Source organism: Sphingomonas sp. DMC6 (assembly GCF_056314225.1).
The window spans coordinates 31238-47607 of the sequence record NZ_JBQUYT010000004.1 but is presented as its reverse complement, the minus strand read 5'-3'; the positions used below and the strand labels follow the sequence as shown (position 1 = coordinate 47607).

12 protein-coding genes are annotated in these 16370 nt (G+C 65.6%); 7 read left to right on the top strand and 5 right to left on the bottom strand.

Annotated features, from left to right (window positions below):
• Window positions 1-11: 11 nt before the first annotated feature.
• Window positions 12-1673 (bottom strand): cytochrome-c oxidase, cbb3-type subunit I, encoded by a 1662-nt coding sequence (gene ccoN / locus ACT53M_RS10845; protein ID WP_476233322.1) that lies wholly within the window; start codon window positions 1671-1673, stop codon window positions 12-14.
• 273 nt (window positions 1674-1946) lie between these two features.
• Here ccoN and ACT53M_RS10840 point away from each other — a divergent pair, with 273 nt between their 5' ends.
• Genes ACT53M_RS10840 through ACT53M_RS10825 form a run of 4 tightly spaced genes read left to right on the top strand, consistent with a single transcriptional unit; the run spans window position 1947 to window position 5973 of the window.
• Window positions 1947-3443 (top strand): DUF4153 domain-containing protein, encoded by a 1497-nt coding sequence (locus ACT53M_RS10840; RefSeq protein WP_476233320.1) that lies wholly within the window; start codon window positions 1947-1949, stop codon window positions 3441-3443.
• A gap of 11 nt (window positions 3444-3454) precedes the next feature.
• Window positions 3455-4147 carry a response regulator transcription factor gene (locus ACT53M_RS10835; protein ID WP_476233318.1) on the top strand — a complete coding sequence of 231 codons (693 nt, stop codon included), beginning with the start codon at window positions 3455-3457 and terminating at the stop codon, window positions 4145-4147.
• Window positions 4144-5694 (top strand): sensor histidine kinase, encoded by a 1551-nt coding sequence (locus tag ACT53M_RS10830; RefSeq protein WP_476233317.1) that lies wholly within the window; start codon window positions 4144-4146, stop codon window positions 5692-5694. The genes ACT53M_RS10835 and ACT53M_RS10830 overlap by 4 nt, the downstream gene beginning before the upstream one ends.
• 27 nt (window positions 5695-5721) lie before the next feature.
• The gene (locus tag ACT53M_RS10825; protein ID WP_476228813.1) at window positions 5722-5973 is read left to right on the top strand and encodes a hypothetical protein; all 252 of its coding nucleotides are present in this window, start codon (window positions 5722-5724) and stop codon (window positions 5971-5973) included.
• 69 nt (window positions 5974-6042) lie between these two features.
• On the opposite strand, the gene ACT53M_RS10820 is transcribed toward ACT53M_RS10825, so the two are convergent.
• Window positions 6043-9015, bottom strand: coding sequence for a TonB-dependent receptor domain-containing protein (locus ACT53M_RS10820; protein WP_476233316.1), 2973 nt, complete (start codon window positions 9013-9015; stop codon window positions 6043-6045).
• A 297-nt stretch (window positions 9016-9312) separates the two neighbouring features.
• Here ACT53M_RS10820 and paoA point away from each other — a divergent pair, with 297 nt between their 5' ends.
• From paoA to paoC, 3 genes are read left to right on the top strand one after another with little or no spacing between them, the layout of a single operon-like run.
• A complete protein-coding gene (gene paoA, locus ACT53M_RS10815) occupies window positions 9313-9957 on the top strand; it encodes an aldehyde dehydrogenase iron-sulfur subunit PaoA (protein WP_476233315.1) in 645 nt (214 codons plus the stop codon).
• Window positions 9954-10904 carry an FAD binding domain-containing protein gene (locus tag ACT53M_RS10810; RefSeq protein ID WP_476233314.1) on the top strand — a complete coding sequence of 317 codons (951 nt, stop codon included), beginning with the start codon at window positions 9954-9956 and terminating at the stop codon, window positions 10902-10904. The genes paoA and ACT53M_RS10810 overlap by 4 nt, the downstream gene beginning before the upstream one ends.
• Before the next feature lie 3 nt (window positions 10905-10907).
• Window positions 10908-13115: an aldehyde oxidoreductase molybdenum-binding subunit PaoC gene (gene paoC, locus ACT53M_RS10805; protein ID WP_476233312.1), complete on the top strand. Its 2208-nt coding sequence runs from the start codon at window positions 10908-10910 to the stop codon at window positions 13113-13115.
• Window positions 13116-13259: 144 nt separating this feature from the next.
• Here the strand turns inward: paoC and ACT53M_RS10800 are convergent, their stop codons facing one another.
• The 3 genes from ACT53M_RS10800 to ACT53M_RS10790 all read right to left on the bottom strand — a co-directional run bounded on the left by ACT53M_RS10800 (window position 13260) and on the right by ACT53M_RS10790 (window position 16272).
• Window positions 13260-13640: a VOC family protein gene (locus tag ACT53M_RS10800; protein WP_476233311.1), complete on the bottom strand. Its 381-nt coding sequence runs from the start codon at window positions 13638-13640 to the stop codon at window positions 13260-13262.
• 256 nt (window positions 13641-13896) lie between these two features.
• Window positions 13897-14274: a hypothetical protein gene (locus ACT53M_RS10795; protein ID WP_476233310.1), complete on the bottom strand. Its 378-nt coding sequence runs from the start codon at window positions 14272-14274 to the stop codon at window positions 13897-13899.
• A 441-nt stretch (window positions 14275-14715) separates the two neighbouring features.
• Window positions 14716-16272, bottom strand: a complete 1557-nt coding sequence (locus tag ACT53M_RS10790; RefSeq protein ID WP_476233308.1) for a DUF935 domain-containing protein — start codon at window positions 16270-16272, stop codon at window positions 14716-14718.
• Window positions 16273-16370: the final 98 nt, after the last annotated feature.

The window sequence follows — 16370 nt, the reverse complement described above, 5'->3', positions numbered from 1 at the left end:
ATGTCAGCTCCTCACTCGGCAGCGATGGCGTTGGTTTGCGCGGGTGCGGCGACGATCGGTCGATCCTTCGCGGCGTCGTACGGTGCGCTCGACATCGGGGCTTCGGTGCGGACGCGGCCGGCAATCGTCATCCAGACGTTCCAGACCATCAGCAGCGAGCCGGCGAAGTAGAGCAGGCCACCCAGCACGCGGATAAAGTAGTAAGGCTTCATCGCGGCCACGACCTCGGCGAAGGAATAGACCAGATACCCGTCCTGCCCATATTCGCGCCACATGAGGCCCTGGGTGATGCCCGCCACCCACATCGAGGACGCGTAGAGCACGATGCCCAAAGTCGCGCACCAGAAGTGCCAGTTGACCATCCGCAGCGAATAGAGCCGCTCACGACCCCACAGGCGCGGCACCATATAGTAGATGGCACCGAAGGTGATCATGCCGTTCCAGCCCAGCGCACCGGAATGGACGTGGCCGATCGTCCAGTTGGTATAGTGGCTCAGCGAATTGACGGTTTTCACCGACATCATCGGCCCTTCGAAGGTGCTCATGCCGTAGAAGGCGAGTGCGAACACCATCATGCGGATGATCGGATCGGTGCGGACCTTGTCCCAGGCGCCGTTGAGCGTCATCAGGCCGTTGATCATGCCGCCCCAGCTCGGCATCCACAGCATGACCGAGAACACCATACCCAGCGTCTGCGCCCAGTCGGGCAGCGCGGTATAGTGGAGGTGGTGCGGACCGGCCCAGATATAGAGGAAGATTAGCGACCAGAAGTGGATGATCGACAGGCGATAGCTGTAGATCGGGCGTTCGGCCTGCTTCGGCACGAAGTAATACATCATGCCCAGGAAGCCGGCGGTCAGGAAGAAGCCGACAGCGTTATGGCCATACCACCACTGGGTCAGCGCGTCCTGCACACCCGAAAAGGCCGAATAGGATTTCGAGCCCAGCAACGAAACCGGCATCGACAGGTTGTTGACGATGTGCAGCATCGCAATCGTCAGCATGAAGGCGAGGTAGAACCAGTTGGCGACGTAGATATGCGGTTCCGACCGCTTCAGGATCGTGCCGACAAAGACGGCGATATAGGCGACCCAGACGATCGTCAGCCACAGGTCGACATACCATTCGGGCTCGGCATATTCGCGCCCCTCAGTGATGCCGAGGACGTAACCGGTCGCGGCGAGCACGATGAACAGCTGGTATCCCCAGAACACGAACCGCGCGAGCGCCGGTAGCGCCAGCCGCGCGCGGCAGGTGCGCTGGACGATGTAGAAGCTGGTCGCGATCAGCGCGTTACCGCCAAATGCGAAGATCACCGCCGAGGTGTGTAACGGGCGGATACGGCCGAAATTGACATACTCGCCCAGGTTGAGCCCCGGAAAGGTCAGCTCGCTGGCGATGACGATGCCGACCAGGAAGCCCACCACGCCCCAGAAGACCGTGGCGATCACCCCCCATCGGATGACGTCGTCATAATAGCGCGACTGCGCCTTGGCCGCGGGGACAGGCTCCTGCGTCACCTTCTTCATCGCGAAGAAGGCGGCAGTCAGCGCAGCCAGTGCGGCGATGCCCATGTGAATGGCGAAGCCGTGATCCACGGCCAGCACGGCGGCGAAGATTGCCGCGACTGCGAGGAGAAACCAGCCTCCTGCTGCGGTTACTGCATTGTCCATTGTGCCCCTGTCCGTCCAAGCGATCGCCGGGCTGTCCCGGAACTCGCCTCACGCTGCCTTGCGCGGGGTCAAGAATCCGGGCCGCACCGCGGCATGGGCCGTGTGCCAGTCGGGGCGCGCGCGCTGTATTGGGCAACCTCCCTACGGAGCATTGCGTAGAGACAGTCTGCACCGGAACTGCATCGCACCTGCGCAACGATCGCATGGGCGCGCCGGCATGGCCTGCGCGGCGGCGGTGCATCTGCCTTCCCCGAACCACGCAAGGGGAACCCCATGTCCGCGATACGCCGAGCGCCGCCCAGCCTGCTCGCCAAGGCATTGACTGCCGCCACATTGATCGGCTTCGCCGACTGGCTGTTCCTGTTCCACCGTCCCGGCGCCAGCTTCGGCTTGTTCGCACTCGCCTGGACGCTGGCGTTGTGTGCTGGTCAACCCTCACTTCGGCGGGGCTTGTCGGCGCTGACGATGGGCGCCGCAACGTTGCTCGCGCTCCTCCTCATCGAACGGCCGACCATGACCGGTTGGATATTGTTCTGGTCCGCCCTGTCGAGCGCGGTGCTGCTGCCTCGCTACGGCTTCGACCAGGCGCTGATCTGGAGCGGCCGATTGTTCAGCTACGGCGTTATCGGGTTGGCAGCGCCAGTCCGCGATCTGCGGCGGATGACACGTATCGGCGGCGGTGGTGGCGCGAAGATCGGGCGCCTTCTCGGGCTTCTGGCCCTGCCGTTAATCGGGACCGCATTGTTCGGGTTGCTGTTCGCCAGCGCTAATCCGGTGATCGGCGGATGGATCGATGCGATCCGGATGCCCAATTTCGACGAGATCATCGCACACGCACTGTTCTGCGGTTTCATGCTGGTGATCGTCTGGCCCAGCCTTCGCCCCCGCGCGATGGCGATGGGCGCGATCACCGCCCTTCCCCGCAGGCATGGGCTGGAACTGCCGGTCGCGACGCTGCTGCTGTCGCTCGCTGCCTTCAATGCCATTTTCGCGGTGCAGAACGCGCTCGACATCGCCTTTTTGTGGAGCGGCGCACCGCTGCCGGGCAAGGTCACGCTGGCGGAGTATGCCCATCAGGGCGCCTATGTACTGATCGTCACCGCACTGCTCGCCGGTCTGTTCGTGCTGGTCGCGCTTCGCCCGGGAAGCATGGCCGCAAAGACTCCGCTCGTCCGTTGGCTGGTGGTGCTGTGGGTCGCGCAGAACCTGATCCTGGTTGCCTCCAGCATGGTGCGGACGCTCGATTATGTCGAAGCCTTCTCGCTCACCGCCTTCCGCATCGAGGCACTGGCCTGGATGGCGCTGGTCGGCGGCGGGCTGGTGCTAATCTGCTGGCGCATGCTGACCAGCCGGTCGGCGGCGTGGCTGATCAATGCCAATGCCGCCACGGCGCTGGCGGTGTTGATCAGCTTCTGCGTATTCGATGCCGGAGCAATCGCAGCCGAGCATAATGTCCGCCGTGCCCGCACCTCGGCCGATCTCGACCTATGCTATCTCAACTGGCTGGGACCGTCGGCACTGATCCCGCTGATCGAACTGGAGCGCCGCGCGGTCGGCCCCAAGTTTCAGGACCAGGTCGCCTCGCTGCGCGCCGGGGCGCAGGAACAGCTGGAGCGCGAACAGGCCGACTGGCATAGCTGGACCTGGCGCGGCGCCCGGCGGCTGGCACAGGCCGAAGCGATGCTGAAGGAACGCCCCGGATACGCTGCGGTACCCAATGTCACGCGCGACTGCGACGGTTCGCCATTGACGGCGGAGGGTAGGCAATGATCCTGTGCCCCATGCCCCGCACGATCCTGATCGTCGACGACGATCCGCATATCCGCCAGTTGCTTGTCTTCGCGCTCGGCAAGGCCGGGCTCGACGCGATCGAGGCGGGCGACGGCCAAGCTGCGCTGGCGCTTGCCGCCTCCCATGCCCCCGATCTGGTGGTGCTCGACATCAACATGCCCCGCATGGACGGGCTGGAAGTTTGCCGACGGCTTCGCGCCGCAAGCGAGACCCCGGTCCTGTTCCTCTCGAGCCGCGACGACGAGATCGACCGGGTGATCGGCATCGAGCTGGGCGCCGACGATTATGTGGTCAAACCCTTCTCGCCGCGCGAAGTGGTGGCACGGGTGATGGCGATCCTGCGCCGCACCGCCAGCCGCCCCCCGGTCGCCGAGCCCGCCGGCGCGATCGTGCAGGGCCGGCTGCGGCTCGATCTGGAAGGGTGGCGCGCCGAATGGGCGGGTGCCGAGGTGCCGCTGACCGTCACCGAATTCTCGATCCTGCGCACGCTGGCGGCAATGCCGTCCAAGGTGTTCAGCCGCGATGCCATCATCGACCGGCTGCATGGTCCCGGCTTTGCCATCACCGACCGGACGATCGACAGCCATATCCGCAATCTGCGCGGCAAGTTCGCCAAGGCAGGTTGCGGCGACCTGATCGAGACCCGCGCCGGCATCGGCTATCGGCTCGGCAGCTGCGCGTGATCCGCGCGGCGAAGGAATGGGTAAAGCGCCGCTGGCCGCGGATGCGGCTGCGCACCATTTTGTTCGCCACATTATTTGCGGTGGCGGCGATGCCCGGCATCGGCGCGGTGTTCCTGCGCGTCTATGAAAACACGCTGGTCCGGCAAACGGAAAGCGAACTGGTTGCGCAGGGAGCCGCCCTTGCAGCCACCGCGCAGGCCCTGTGGCCGGGCGCGTCGCCAACCCCGCTCCCGCCCTTCCAAGCCGAAGCGCCGACCATCGACCTCAGCGCCTCGCCGATTCTGCCCGAGCGCCCCGCTGCCCTGCCCGCCGGCCCGCCCGATCCGGGCGCTTTGGCCGCCGCGCGCCGGCTGTCGCCCATCCTGATGCAAACCCAGCGTAGTACGCTTGCTGGCATGGTGCTGCTTGACCATGCCGGGGTAGTCGTCGCCGGGCCGGAGGCGAATTCCAGCCTCGCGATGCTGCCGGAAGTGCGCGCCGCACTTGCTGGTCAACCAACAACGGTGCTGCGCGCGCAGGGCGGCTATCGCGCGGTATATTATTTCGAGTGGCTCTCGCGCGCCGCCGCGATCCGGGTGCACCATGCGCGGCCCATCGTCGTGAACGGCAAGGTGGTCGGCGTACTGCTCCTCTCCCGCTCGGCGCGCGCACTGTTCAAGGGCTTGTATCAGGACCGCGGCAAGATCGCGCTGGGCGTGCTGGTCATATTCGGGCTGCTGATCGTGCTGAGCGGCATGATTTCGCGCGGCATCACGCGCCCGATCGAACAGCTCGGCGCGGCAACGCGGGCGGTGGCAGCCGGACACGGCACGATTCCCGAAACCCCGACCACCGCCGCAATTGAGATCCAGGGCCTCTATGCCGATTTCGCCGTCATGGCCGCGGAGATCGAGCGTCGCTCGCGCTATCTGCGCGACGTTGCCTATGCCGTGAGCCACGAATTCAAGACACCGCTGGCGGGGATACGCGGCGCAATCGAACTGCTGCAGGATCATGACGCGGACATGCGGCCCGACGAGCGCCACCGCTTCCTCGCCAATGCCGATGCCGATGCGGGACGGCTGACCCAGCTCGTCACCCGATTGCTGGACCTTGCCCGTGCCGACATGACCGCAGCCGCCCCCGATGCCGCGACACTGCTCGCACCGGCGCTCGCGCGCGTGGCGGACGCCCATCGCCACGACGATTTCGTCGTTGCGATAGAGCCGCTGCCCACGCAGCCAGTGGCGGTGCCGGCATCGACGATCGAGGCGGTACTGGCGACCCTGTGCGAGAACAGCATCCAGGCCGGGGCGCGGCGGCTGACCGTTTCGGCCACGCTGGAAACAGACACGATGACGCTTATCGTCGCGGACGACGGCCCCGGCATGGCCCCCGCCGACCGCGCCCGGCTGTTCGAGCCCTTCTTCACCACCCGCCGCGCCGAAGGCGGTACGGGGCTGGGGCTGGCGATCGCCCGGTCGCTGCTGGATGCCGCGCGGGCAACGATCGAGCCGCTGGAGACAGACACCGGACTGGCCTTCGCGATCCGGATGCCGCTCGCCTGAACTGGATTTCCGGCGTAGGAAGCGCCGATGCAACTCGACGATCAGCTGCTCCGCTATTTCGGCACCACCGACCTCGGCTCCCTGACCCCGCCCGCGCTGGCGACGGGGATCGACCGGATGAAAGTCGATCTGGGGCTGGAGACCGATCGCGGCCGCCGCTTTGCGCTATGGGCGCTGCTGTTCATGCTGGGCAGCGCGCCGGACCTCGACGCGACCTTCGAGGACGAAGCCGATCGCGAGGCCGCCCGCAACTTCATGGATCTTTCCGACGCTGGCTGACGCCCGTCATACGAAAAGGGGCGGCGCACCATCGGTACGCCGCCCCAGTTTCGGAGACACGCGTTTTAGTTAGAACTTCAGCCGTGCACCCAGCGTGTAGGAGCGGCCGATCGGGTCATAGATCGTCGGGAAGGTGTTACCGCTGTTGTAAGCGGTGCCACCCACGCCCGAGCCGACCAGCGGCGGCTGGCGGTCGAACAGGTTGTTCACCGTGAGCGTCAGGTCGAAGACCTTGGTCGGGCTCACCCGCGCCGACAGGTCGAAATAATCATAGGCCTTGATGCGCTGGAACTGGGTGAGGATGGTCGACGGATTGGGGCCGCCCGGCTGGGCGACATTGCCCGGCAGGCGCGTCGCAAGGTACGGCTCCAGCTTCACGCTGCTATAGTGCGTCCACAGCAGCGAGATGTCGAACAGCTCGCGGCCATAGGTCAGGCGACCGTTCCAGCGCCACTTGGCGCGCGGATTGGTGCAGCCGCTGGCACTGTAATAGCCGGTGCAATCGCGGTTGATCGCGTTCGGCGTTGCCTGGAAGTGGTAATAGCTCAGGCGCGTGCCTTCGAAGCCGATCGAGACCGTGCCCGAATCCTTGATGCCCAGGTCGTCGAGCCGGGTCGACTGGTTGATGCCGAAGTCGACGCCCGCCGTTTCGATGACACCCAGGTTCGAATAGGACAGGATCACGCCCGGCGTTTCACCCGCACCATTCAGGCTGCCGGTCAGCGGATTGCGGCCGATCAGCTGGCAGAAGGCGTTGTAGCTGAAGCTGGGGTTCAGCGCCGCCGAATAGCAGCCATTCAGAATGTCTGCCTGCGCCGGCTGGGTGATCGCATTGCGCACCCGGATGTTGAAATAGTCGATCTTGGCCGAGAAACCCTTCAGCGCGCGCGGCGTGAAAACACCGCCCAGCGTGAAGGTCTTGGCGCGTTCCACACCCAGATTGCGGTTGCCCGACGTGGTGTTGTTGATCTGGCCCGAGGTCGGCGCCGGGATCGAGCCGATCGTATTTGCAGGCGCACCCGTCGCAATGCAGAGCTGTGCCAGCCCCCCCGACACCGCGCCCTGGCACGGATCGACGGTCAGGTTGCCCAGACCCTGCACCGGCGACTGGAACAGTTCCTGGATGTTGGGCGAGCGAACCGCGACCTGATAGGTGCCGCGCAGCTTGAAGCCCTGATAGGGCTCCCACGAGCCGCCGGCCTTCCAGGTCGTGCTGCCGCCGGTGGTGGTATAGTCCGAATAGCGGATGCCCGCTTCCGCGGTCAGGCGATAGAAGAACGGACGATCCTCGACCAGCGGCGCGATGACTTCGCCGAACACTTCCTTGACGCTGTAGCGGCCGGTATCCGGCGGCGTACGGGCACCGGTGCCCAGCACCTCGCCCTGGATCTGCGAGGGGCCGTCCGGCTGGCTGGCGGCAGTGATCTTGCGATATTCGCCGCCGACCGCGAACGCGACCTTGTGCGTGGCGAACGGCAGCGTGAACAGGTCGCCCGAAAGGCTGCCCGTCACCACCGTCTGGCGCACCTTGCGATCGATGATCGCGTCGAGGTCGATGAACGCCAGCTGGTCCTGCGTGATCGATCCGTTCGGGCCGAACAAGTTGAGCGGCACGCAGTTGTTGCTGGTGTCGGCACAACGCACGGTGCCGGTGGGGGTACGATAGGCGCGCAGGGCCTGCTGCACCTTGCTGAACGATCCCCAGTTCATGCGGGTCTGGTGCTGGTTGGTCTCGCCATATTGCGCCGAGACGTCATATTTCAGGCCGCTGACGATGTCGCCGCGGAACCCGGCCTGCACCTGGAACATCTGCGATTCGAAGGTGTTGCCGCGCGGGCCATATTCGGTGAAGCGGCGCTGCGCGATCACCGGCACTTCGATATAGCCGGGCGTGCCGGGGCCGCCCTGCACCGCTGCTGCCGCCGTGCAATTGGGCGCCGAGATGCTGCGCGCGTTGCAAAGCTGGTTGCGGATGCCGTCGGGCAGATACGGGTTGTTCAGCGCCAGCTGATAGGTGTTGCCGAACGTGCCCGACGAAGCGAGCTGGGTCGCCACTTCGTTGCGGCTGTACATGCCGGTCGCATAGAATTCGATGCCGTCGGCAATCTTGTAGCGCGCCGCCGAATAGGCGTTGATGCGGTCGAGCGGCGTCTGGAAATAGGTGCCGATATTGGTGTTGAACGTGTCCGCCGCAGTCGCCGCCTGGAGCAGGCCGGTCGTGGGGTTCACCACTGCGCCGAAGCTGCTCGCCGGCAGGCCCAGGGCTGCATTGGTGGGCGACGCAAAGATCGTTACCTGGGCCGTGGCGGCGCCGCTGAACAGCCCGGTCGTCGAGCTGATCGGCACCTGGCTGATGCTGCGATCGAGGTGCAGCAGCGGATCGGCCTTGGTGTAGCCGACGCTGAAAACCACGTTGCCGCGATCTTCCGCGAAGTTGCCGCCGACGACGAGATCGGCCTTGAAACGCGCCGTATCGCCGCGTTCAGAAATGCGGTAGCTGGCCGAAACATCAAAGCCCGAGAAGTCGCGCTTGGTGATAAAGTTCACGACGCCCGCAACCGCGTCTGCGCCGTAGGTCGAAGACGCGCCGCCGGTCAGCAGTTCGACACGCTGGAGCAGCGCGACCGGAATATTGTTGGTGTCGGTCAGGCCGTCGAGACCATAAGGCACCAGGCGGCGGCCGTCGAGCAGCACCAGCGTGCGCTGTTCCCCGATGCCGCGGACGTTCAGCGTCGAAGAGCCGTCCGAGCCGTTATTGACCCCCGCACCGATAGAGGGGCGGATCGCCGGCAGGTTGCGCAGCAGATCGTCGGCCGTGCCGGGCTGGCGAAACTGGATTTCCTGCTGGCCGATCACGCTGACCGGGCTGGCGAGCGCCAGATCGGGGCGCACGATGCGCGAACCGGTAACGACGACCTCGGTCGCTTCCTCGGCCGGCTTGGCGGCCGACTCGGCCGGAACCTCTTGCGCATAAGCGGGCACTGCGAAGGCGCCGACCAGCACGGTCGAGGCGAGCAATATGTGTCGCATGGAGAAAGACATGGTTGTCCCCTTTGATGTTCTGGACGCAGCTGACGCGCCCGCCCGCTTGCCGGGCTTGTGGTGCGGTCAAGGTGCACTGGCTGCTATTGAATGCAACCTTTTGGACATGTCCAGAAACAAAACGTCACACAACTGAAGCCAAGCGACACAAAATCGTAACCTGTTGCATTGCGGCATCAGCGCCGGCTCCCACAGACAGGTTTGCCGACGCCGCAATCGGCCGCTACCATCAGGCCGTGGGGAACCACTTCAGGAACTCAGTGCTTTAGGCGCGCGCACGTCCAGGGAAGGAAGCCGATGGCAACACCACGCGATTTCGCGCTGTCGCGTCGCGACATGCTGGTTGGCGGCGCCGCTGCTGCTGCCACGACCTTCCCCGCCGCGTCTGCCGCAAAGGAGCACCCCCGCATCATGGCGTCCGATCCCGACCCCGTGGCTGTATCCCTGACGGTCAACGGCACGGCGCATAGCCTGAAGCTCGACGGCCGCACGACGTTGCTCGATGCGCTGCGCGAGCATCTGCACCTGACCGGCACCAAAAAGGGCTGCGACCATGGCCAGTGCGGCGCCTGCACGGTGATCGCAAACGGGCGCCGGATCAATGCGTGCCTCAGCCTGGCGGTGATGCATGACGGCGACAGCATCACCACCATCGAGGGGCTGGGTTCGCCCGAAGACCTGCACCCGATGCAGGCAGCCTTTGTGAAGCATGACGGATACCAGTGCGGCTATTGCACGCCCGGCCAGATATGCTCGGCGGTTGCCGTGCTCGACGAGATCAAGGCCGGCGTGCCCAGCCACGTCACCGGCGACCTGACCGACGCCCCAACGCTCAGCGATATGGAAATTCGCGAGCGGATGAGCGGCAATATCTGCCGCTGCGGCGCCTATTCGAACATCGTCGAGGCGATCCGCGAAGTCGCCGGGCGGAGGCAGGCATGAAGCCCTTCACCTATAGCCGCGCGACCAGCCCGGCTGATGCCGCAGCCCAGGCCGCCAGCAAGCCCGGGGCGAAGTTCATCGCGGGCGGCACCAACCTGCTCGACCTGATGAAGCTGGAGATCGAGGCGCCGGCGCACCTGATCGACGTCAATCGGCTGGCGCTCGACAAGATCGAGGAGACGCCGGAGGGCGGCCTGCGCATCGGCGCGCTGGTCCGCAACACCGATCTCGCCGCCGACAGCAGGGTGCGGCGCGACTATGCGGTGCTGTCCCGGGCGATCGTCGCCGGCGCCTCGGGCCAGTTGCGCAACAAGGCGACGACCGCCGGCAACCTGCTCCAGCGCACCCGCTGCCCCTATTTTTACGACACCAACCAGCCGTGTAACAAGCGCAAGCCCGGCAGTGGCTGTGCCGCGGTCGGCGGGTTCAGCCGCCAGCTCGCCGTGATCGGCACCAGCGAGGCGTGCATCGCCACCTATCCCGGCGATATGGCCATCGCGATGCGGCTGCTCGACGCGACGGTGGAAACGGTGAAGCCCGATGGCAGCACCCGCGCCATTCCCATCGCCGACTTTCACCGCCTGCCCGGTGATACGCCGCAGATCGACAACACGCTGCAGCCCGGCGAGCTGATTACGGCGGTCACCCTGCCCAAGCCGCTGGGCGGCAAGCATTTCTACCACAAGGTCCGCGACCGCGCCTCCTATGCCTTTGCGCTCGTGTCGGTAGCGGCGGTGGTCCAGAAGGACGGCACCGGCCGCGTCGCCTTTGGCGGCATGGCGCACAAGCCGTGGCGCGTGGAAGCCGCCGAGGCCGCGCTGCCCAAGGGCGCCGCCGCCACCGCCAAGATCGCGTTCGCCGGTGCCACGCCGACGCACGACAATGCCTTCAAGCTGCCGCTGGCCGAGCGCACGCTCGCGGCGGTACTGCACGACGCAAGGGGCTGAGCCATGAAGTTCGACACCCCCGCCACGACCAATCCGATCGACCGGCTGAAAGTGGTCGGCAAGGCCACCGACCGGATCGACGGCCCGCTCAAGACCACCGGCCGCGCGCCCTATGCCTATGAGCGGCATGATGTCGCGCCGGGGGCCGCCTATGGCTATGTGCTGGGCGCGGCGATCGCCAAGGGCCGGATCACGGGCATGGACCTCAGCGCCGCCAAGACTGCGCCGGGCGTCCTCGCGATCGTCACCGCAGAAAATGCCGGCAAGCTGACCAAGGGCAATTTCAACACGGCAAAGCTGCTCGGCGGACCGGAGATCGAGCATTACCACCAGGCCATCGCGCTGGTAGTGGCCGAGAGCTTCGAGCAGGCGCGCGCAGCCGCTGCGCTGATCCGCGTCGACTATGCCCGCACCAAGGGCCGCTTCGACCTTGCAGCGGAAATGGCCGATGCCGTCCTGCCCAACCCGGACTTTGGCGGCCCGGCCGAGAGCAAAGTCGGCAATTTCGACGGCGCCTTTGCCAGCGCGCCGGTCACGCTCGACACCCGCTATTCCACGCCGGACCATTCGCACGCGATGATGGAGCCGCACGCCTCCACCGCGAAATGGGAAGGCGACCAGTTGCTGCTCTGGACCTCCAACCAGATGATCAACTGGAGCAAGGGCGATGTCGCCAGGACGCTCGGCATCGCCAAGGACAAGGTGCGGCTGATGTCGCCCTTCGTCGGCGGGGGATTCGGCGGCAAGCTGTTCGTCCGCGCCGATGCCATTCTGGCCGCGCTGGGCGCCCGCGCCTGCGGCCGGGCCGTCAAGGTGGCGCTGCAGCGGCCGCTGATCGCCAACAACACCACCCACCGCCCGGCGACGATCCAGCGCATCCGCATCGGCGCGACGAAGCAAGGCAAGATCACCGCGATCGGCCATGAAAGCTGGTCGGGCGACCTGCCGGGCGGCGGGCCGGAAACGGCGGTCAGCCAGACCCGGCTGCTCTATGCCGGCGAAAACCGGCTGACCGCGATGCGGCTGGCCGTGCTCGACCTGCCCGAGGGCAATGCCATGCGCGCCCCGGGCGAGGCGCCGGGCATGATGGCGCTGGAAATCGCCATGGACGAAATGGCGGAAAAGCTGGGTCTGGACCCCATCGAGTTCCGCGCGATCAACGATAGCCAGGTCGATCCCGAAGCGCCGAACCGCCCCTTTTCGCAGCGGCAACTCGTGCAATGCATGCGCATCGGCGCCGAAAAATTCGGCTGGGCAAAGCGCAGCCCCGTGCCCGGACGGCACCGCGAAGGCCGCTGGCTGATCGGCCATGGCATGGCGGCGGCGTTCCGCAACAACCTCAACGGCAAGTCCGCCGCGCGGGTGCGGCTGAACGGCCAGGGCGTGGTGACGGTCGAAACCGACATGACCGACATCGGCACCGGCACCTACACCATCCTGGCCCAGACCGCGGCGGAGATGATGGGCGTGTCGCTCGACAAGGTGGTGGTGCATCTCGGCGATTCCAGCTTCCCCGTCTCGGCCGGATCAGGCGGCCAATGGGGCGCGAACAGTTCGGCGGCCGGCGTCTATGCTGCCTGCACTGCCCTGCGCGCCAAGGTGGCGACGGCGCTGGGCTTCAATTCGGCCGATGCCGTGTTCGAGGACGGAACGGTCCGCGCCGGCAACCGCACCGTGCCGCTTGCCGAGGCCGCCCGGGGCGGCGAACTCGTCGCCGAAGACAGCATGGACTATGGCAACCTTGCCGAGAAGTTCCAGCAATCGACCTTCGGCGCGCATTTCGTCGAGGTTGCCGTCGATGCCGCCACCGCCGAGGTGCGCGTGCGGCGGATGCTGGCGGTGTGCGCCGCCGGACGCATCCTCAACCCCAAATCGGCGCGCAGCCAGGTGATCGGCGCGATGACCATGGGCGTTGGCGCCGCACTAATGGAAGAGCTCGCGGTCGACAAGCGCTTCGGCTTCTTCGTCAACCACGATCTCGCCGGCTATGAAGTGCCGGTCCATGCCGACATCCCGCACCAGGACGTGATCTTCCTCGACGAGACGGACCCGACCACCTCGCCGATGAAGGCCAAGGGCGTGGGCGAACTGGGCCTGTGCGGCGTCGGCGCGGCAGTGGCGAACGCAATCTACAATGCCTGCGGGGTGCGGGTGCGCGATTATCCCATTACGCTGGACAAGCTGTTGCCGGAAATGCCTGCATTTGCTTGATTTCTTGAATTTTCGACGCCCCCGGGCGATCGCGGTGGCAGCACGCCCGGCGGCGGCGAAGTTTAGGAAGTTTAGGCCCGAACATCGTTTTTCACGATCGAAGTTGCGGCTCCGGGCCTATCCGCAACGGGCGATGGGCACCGCCTAAGCCTGCATCAGCTGCGACGGCCAGCCGATCCGGACCAGCATGCCATCGGGTCCGGCAATGCCGACTTCATACATCCCCCATTCGCGATGCCGCAGCACGCCGCCGGGGCGGATAACCAGATCGTCCACCCGCGCGGCGATGACGTCCACCTCCGGCGTTCGGATGAACACCCCGAACGGGTTGTGATCGGCGGGCACCTGCCACGGGCCGGCGCCGGCCTGGGTCAGATGCACTTCGCAGCCCCAGCCGGTCATGATCGCATATTGCGCATCGCCGCCCGTCCGCTCGAACCCGAGCCGCTCCCAGAAGGGGATGGCCGCAGGAAGGTCATTGTGCGGGACAATCGCGAAGGCACCAATGGGTTCAGGAATCGACACAGGCGTCTCCAATCGGAGGGTGTTCTAGCCGATCGCGTCGCGGGCGACCATCCGACCTGGCGACAGGCAACAGAACTGAGCCGACGATGACAAAGAGCGTGGTTGCTGATTTTACTCGGTACATATGGGGAACATTCGCCCAATCGCAAGGGTCATCCCCCCTGAAGCGTGACACGGCTTTCCGGAGTCTTTGACACAACTATCCGGAGCATTCCAACGTAGCTGAAGCCCGCCTAAGCGGTTCCGCAGAGGCTTCTTAGGAGACCGCCTCGCCGCCCCAATCCTCGATCCGCAGTTCCCATCTCGTGCGGCCGGGGCTCTGTCGGTCGAACGCTTTCAACTGCCGGAACAGTCCGTAGTGCAGACGCCGGCGCAACCCGGCGGTTCGGTCAGGTTGCTCGACCACCAGCAACGGGCGCGTTTCGCCCCGATCCAGTGCGATCTCGTAGAGCCGATCCAGTTCCGCATCGCTGAGATCGCCCAACGTCCAGGACCATGCCGTCTTTCTGGTGCCTTCCACGACGGCGAACCCTCCGTCGGGAAGTGCTGTAGCAGTCCCCGTATCGATAGGCTGCCGACCGGCGCCCCACTCCTGGGGAAATTGCGGGGCAAGCGCCTGGCCTACAAGGATCACGCCAGCGGAGAGCGGGGCGGCGCCACTGGGTTGGGCCAGCGTCAGCCTGAGATATCGCACCGACTGCGCCGCCCCATACCAGAATGCATGGCTGAGAACCGGCGCATAGCCCGCAACATCCGGAACGCGCAGCGTAGTCTGAGACTGCAGCGTCCCATCTGCGTAACCAGAAAGGCCGCCGGTGATTGTCCAGGTCGCGGCCGGGTCCGGAATGCGTCCAGGCTCTTGCCCTCCGCGATCGCGCGGTCGACCGCCGCAGCGAGATCGCTAAGCAGGTCCGCCTTCATCGCACCGGCGACCATGAATGCGTGATCGTGCTCGCTGGTTTTCAGGTCATCCCAGCGCCGCGTTGGCACCAGTCGGCCGAGCTTGCGGCGAAAGAATGCGATCTGTTCGCTAAAGGGCTTCCGAAAGGCGCCTGAGAGGGCGCTGGGGTGCCCCTCAGGCACTCTCACTCTCCAGATCGGATCGACCGGCCGCATGCGCTGCCATCATCCCTTGCGCGATCGCGGCGGCGATCTTGGACATGTCCAGGTCCGGGAACGCAGACAGCAGCATCGCCTTCAACTCGTCCAGGGTGGCCGCCTTTTCCATCATCGTCTCGATCGTGCCGAGCAGCTCGCTCATGTCGGCCGAGGTATCGTCTACAAGGCGGTCACCGATCGCGTCGCCTGGAAACGCGGGCGGAGTCTGCGCCGACTGCAACGCCGTGGTAGCAGCGCCGATCGCGGGCTGTTGCGGCGCAGAGGCGGGCGCCTGGAGCAATTCCGCGCCGGCATCCGGATCGGCGAGCCCCAATTTGTCGCGGACCTCGCTGGCCTGCACCTTCAGGCCCATCGGCACCAGCACCTCCAAGGCACTGACCAGCGGCTCCACATTCTCCTGCTTGGGCCGCGCGATCTTGATACGGGGATACCGCTTCTGCGGCCCGCGCTCCAGGATGATCCAGGGGCGGATCAGATCGCGATTGAGCACCGCCGCTATCGCCTTGCAGTCGGCGGTCTCGATATCCTCCTGGACCAGCCTGTGTTCCTGGGCGACGGCGTGACCACCGGAGACTGCGTCCGTCGTTGTCGTCTGGCCCAGAACAGCTTTCGAGGTCTGCCGGTCCAACCAGTCGGCGCGACGCTCGTACAGGTCCGACCCCTGGCCGACATTCCCGGACTCGATGAACTCGATCATCATGCCTTCGGGAATGATAGCAGCGCAGTCGCCTGCGATATTGGCGACCGCGCGGAACAAGGTCGCCTGATCCTCCTTAGTCGCGCCGGGATGAAATTTGCCCACGCGGACAGGCTGTCCGTAGGTCTGTGCGAAGATCGCCCAGTCACGCTGCGTGAACGCCTTGAACATCCAGTTCCAGGCCTGCAGCCGGGCAATGCCCGACCGCATCGGAAGGCCCGACTTGGCCTTGATCTGGGCGGTAATGAACTTGAACGGCTCCAGCGGCTCGTCGGTGCCGTTACCGCTCAGGCCGCCGCGCAGCAGCGGTGTCTTCAGGTCTTTTCGATCGAACGTGAAAAAGCGCTGGTCCACGCGCTCCAACCGCTCGGGACGCCATTGCCCCTCGCTGCTGTCCCAGATGATCTCGGTGAAGGAGATACCCTTGCCGACCGCGTCGAGGATATCGAACATCTCATCCGCCAGCTCGTCCCGATCGATCCATTCGCGCACCATGTCGGCCATTGCGATATCTTCCGGCGCGTCGCTCGCGGCGATCACCGTCACGTCAATCTGACTGACCGAACGCTTTCGCGTCCCCAGCACGCCGGTGTAATGGAGATCGCGTTCCTCGATCTGCTCGGCCAGCTCGAAATAGCGGAGCGGGTCGCCATGATCTGCCATCCGCATCAGTTGCGCCAGCCGCAGCGGCTCCAGGCCGTCGCCTGGATAGGCAGATACGGGCGACCGCACCGATGCCAGCGAGGCACCGGCGATCTCCTGGGTCAGCAGGTCTTTGCGGATCGGATTGCCCCGATGATCCAGCAGCCTGGTCATTGATGGAGTCCCTTCGGATTGAAATGGCCGATTAAGAGGGCTGAGAGGCCCCTGAGAGGCCAATCGCATGCAGATTGGCTAGTCGGGTTCGGCGGCGG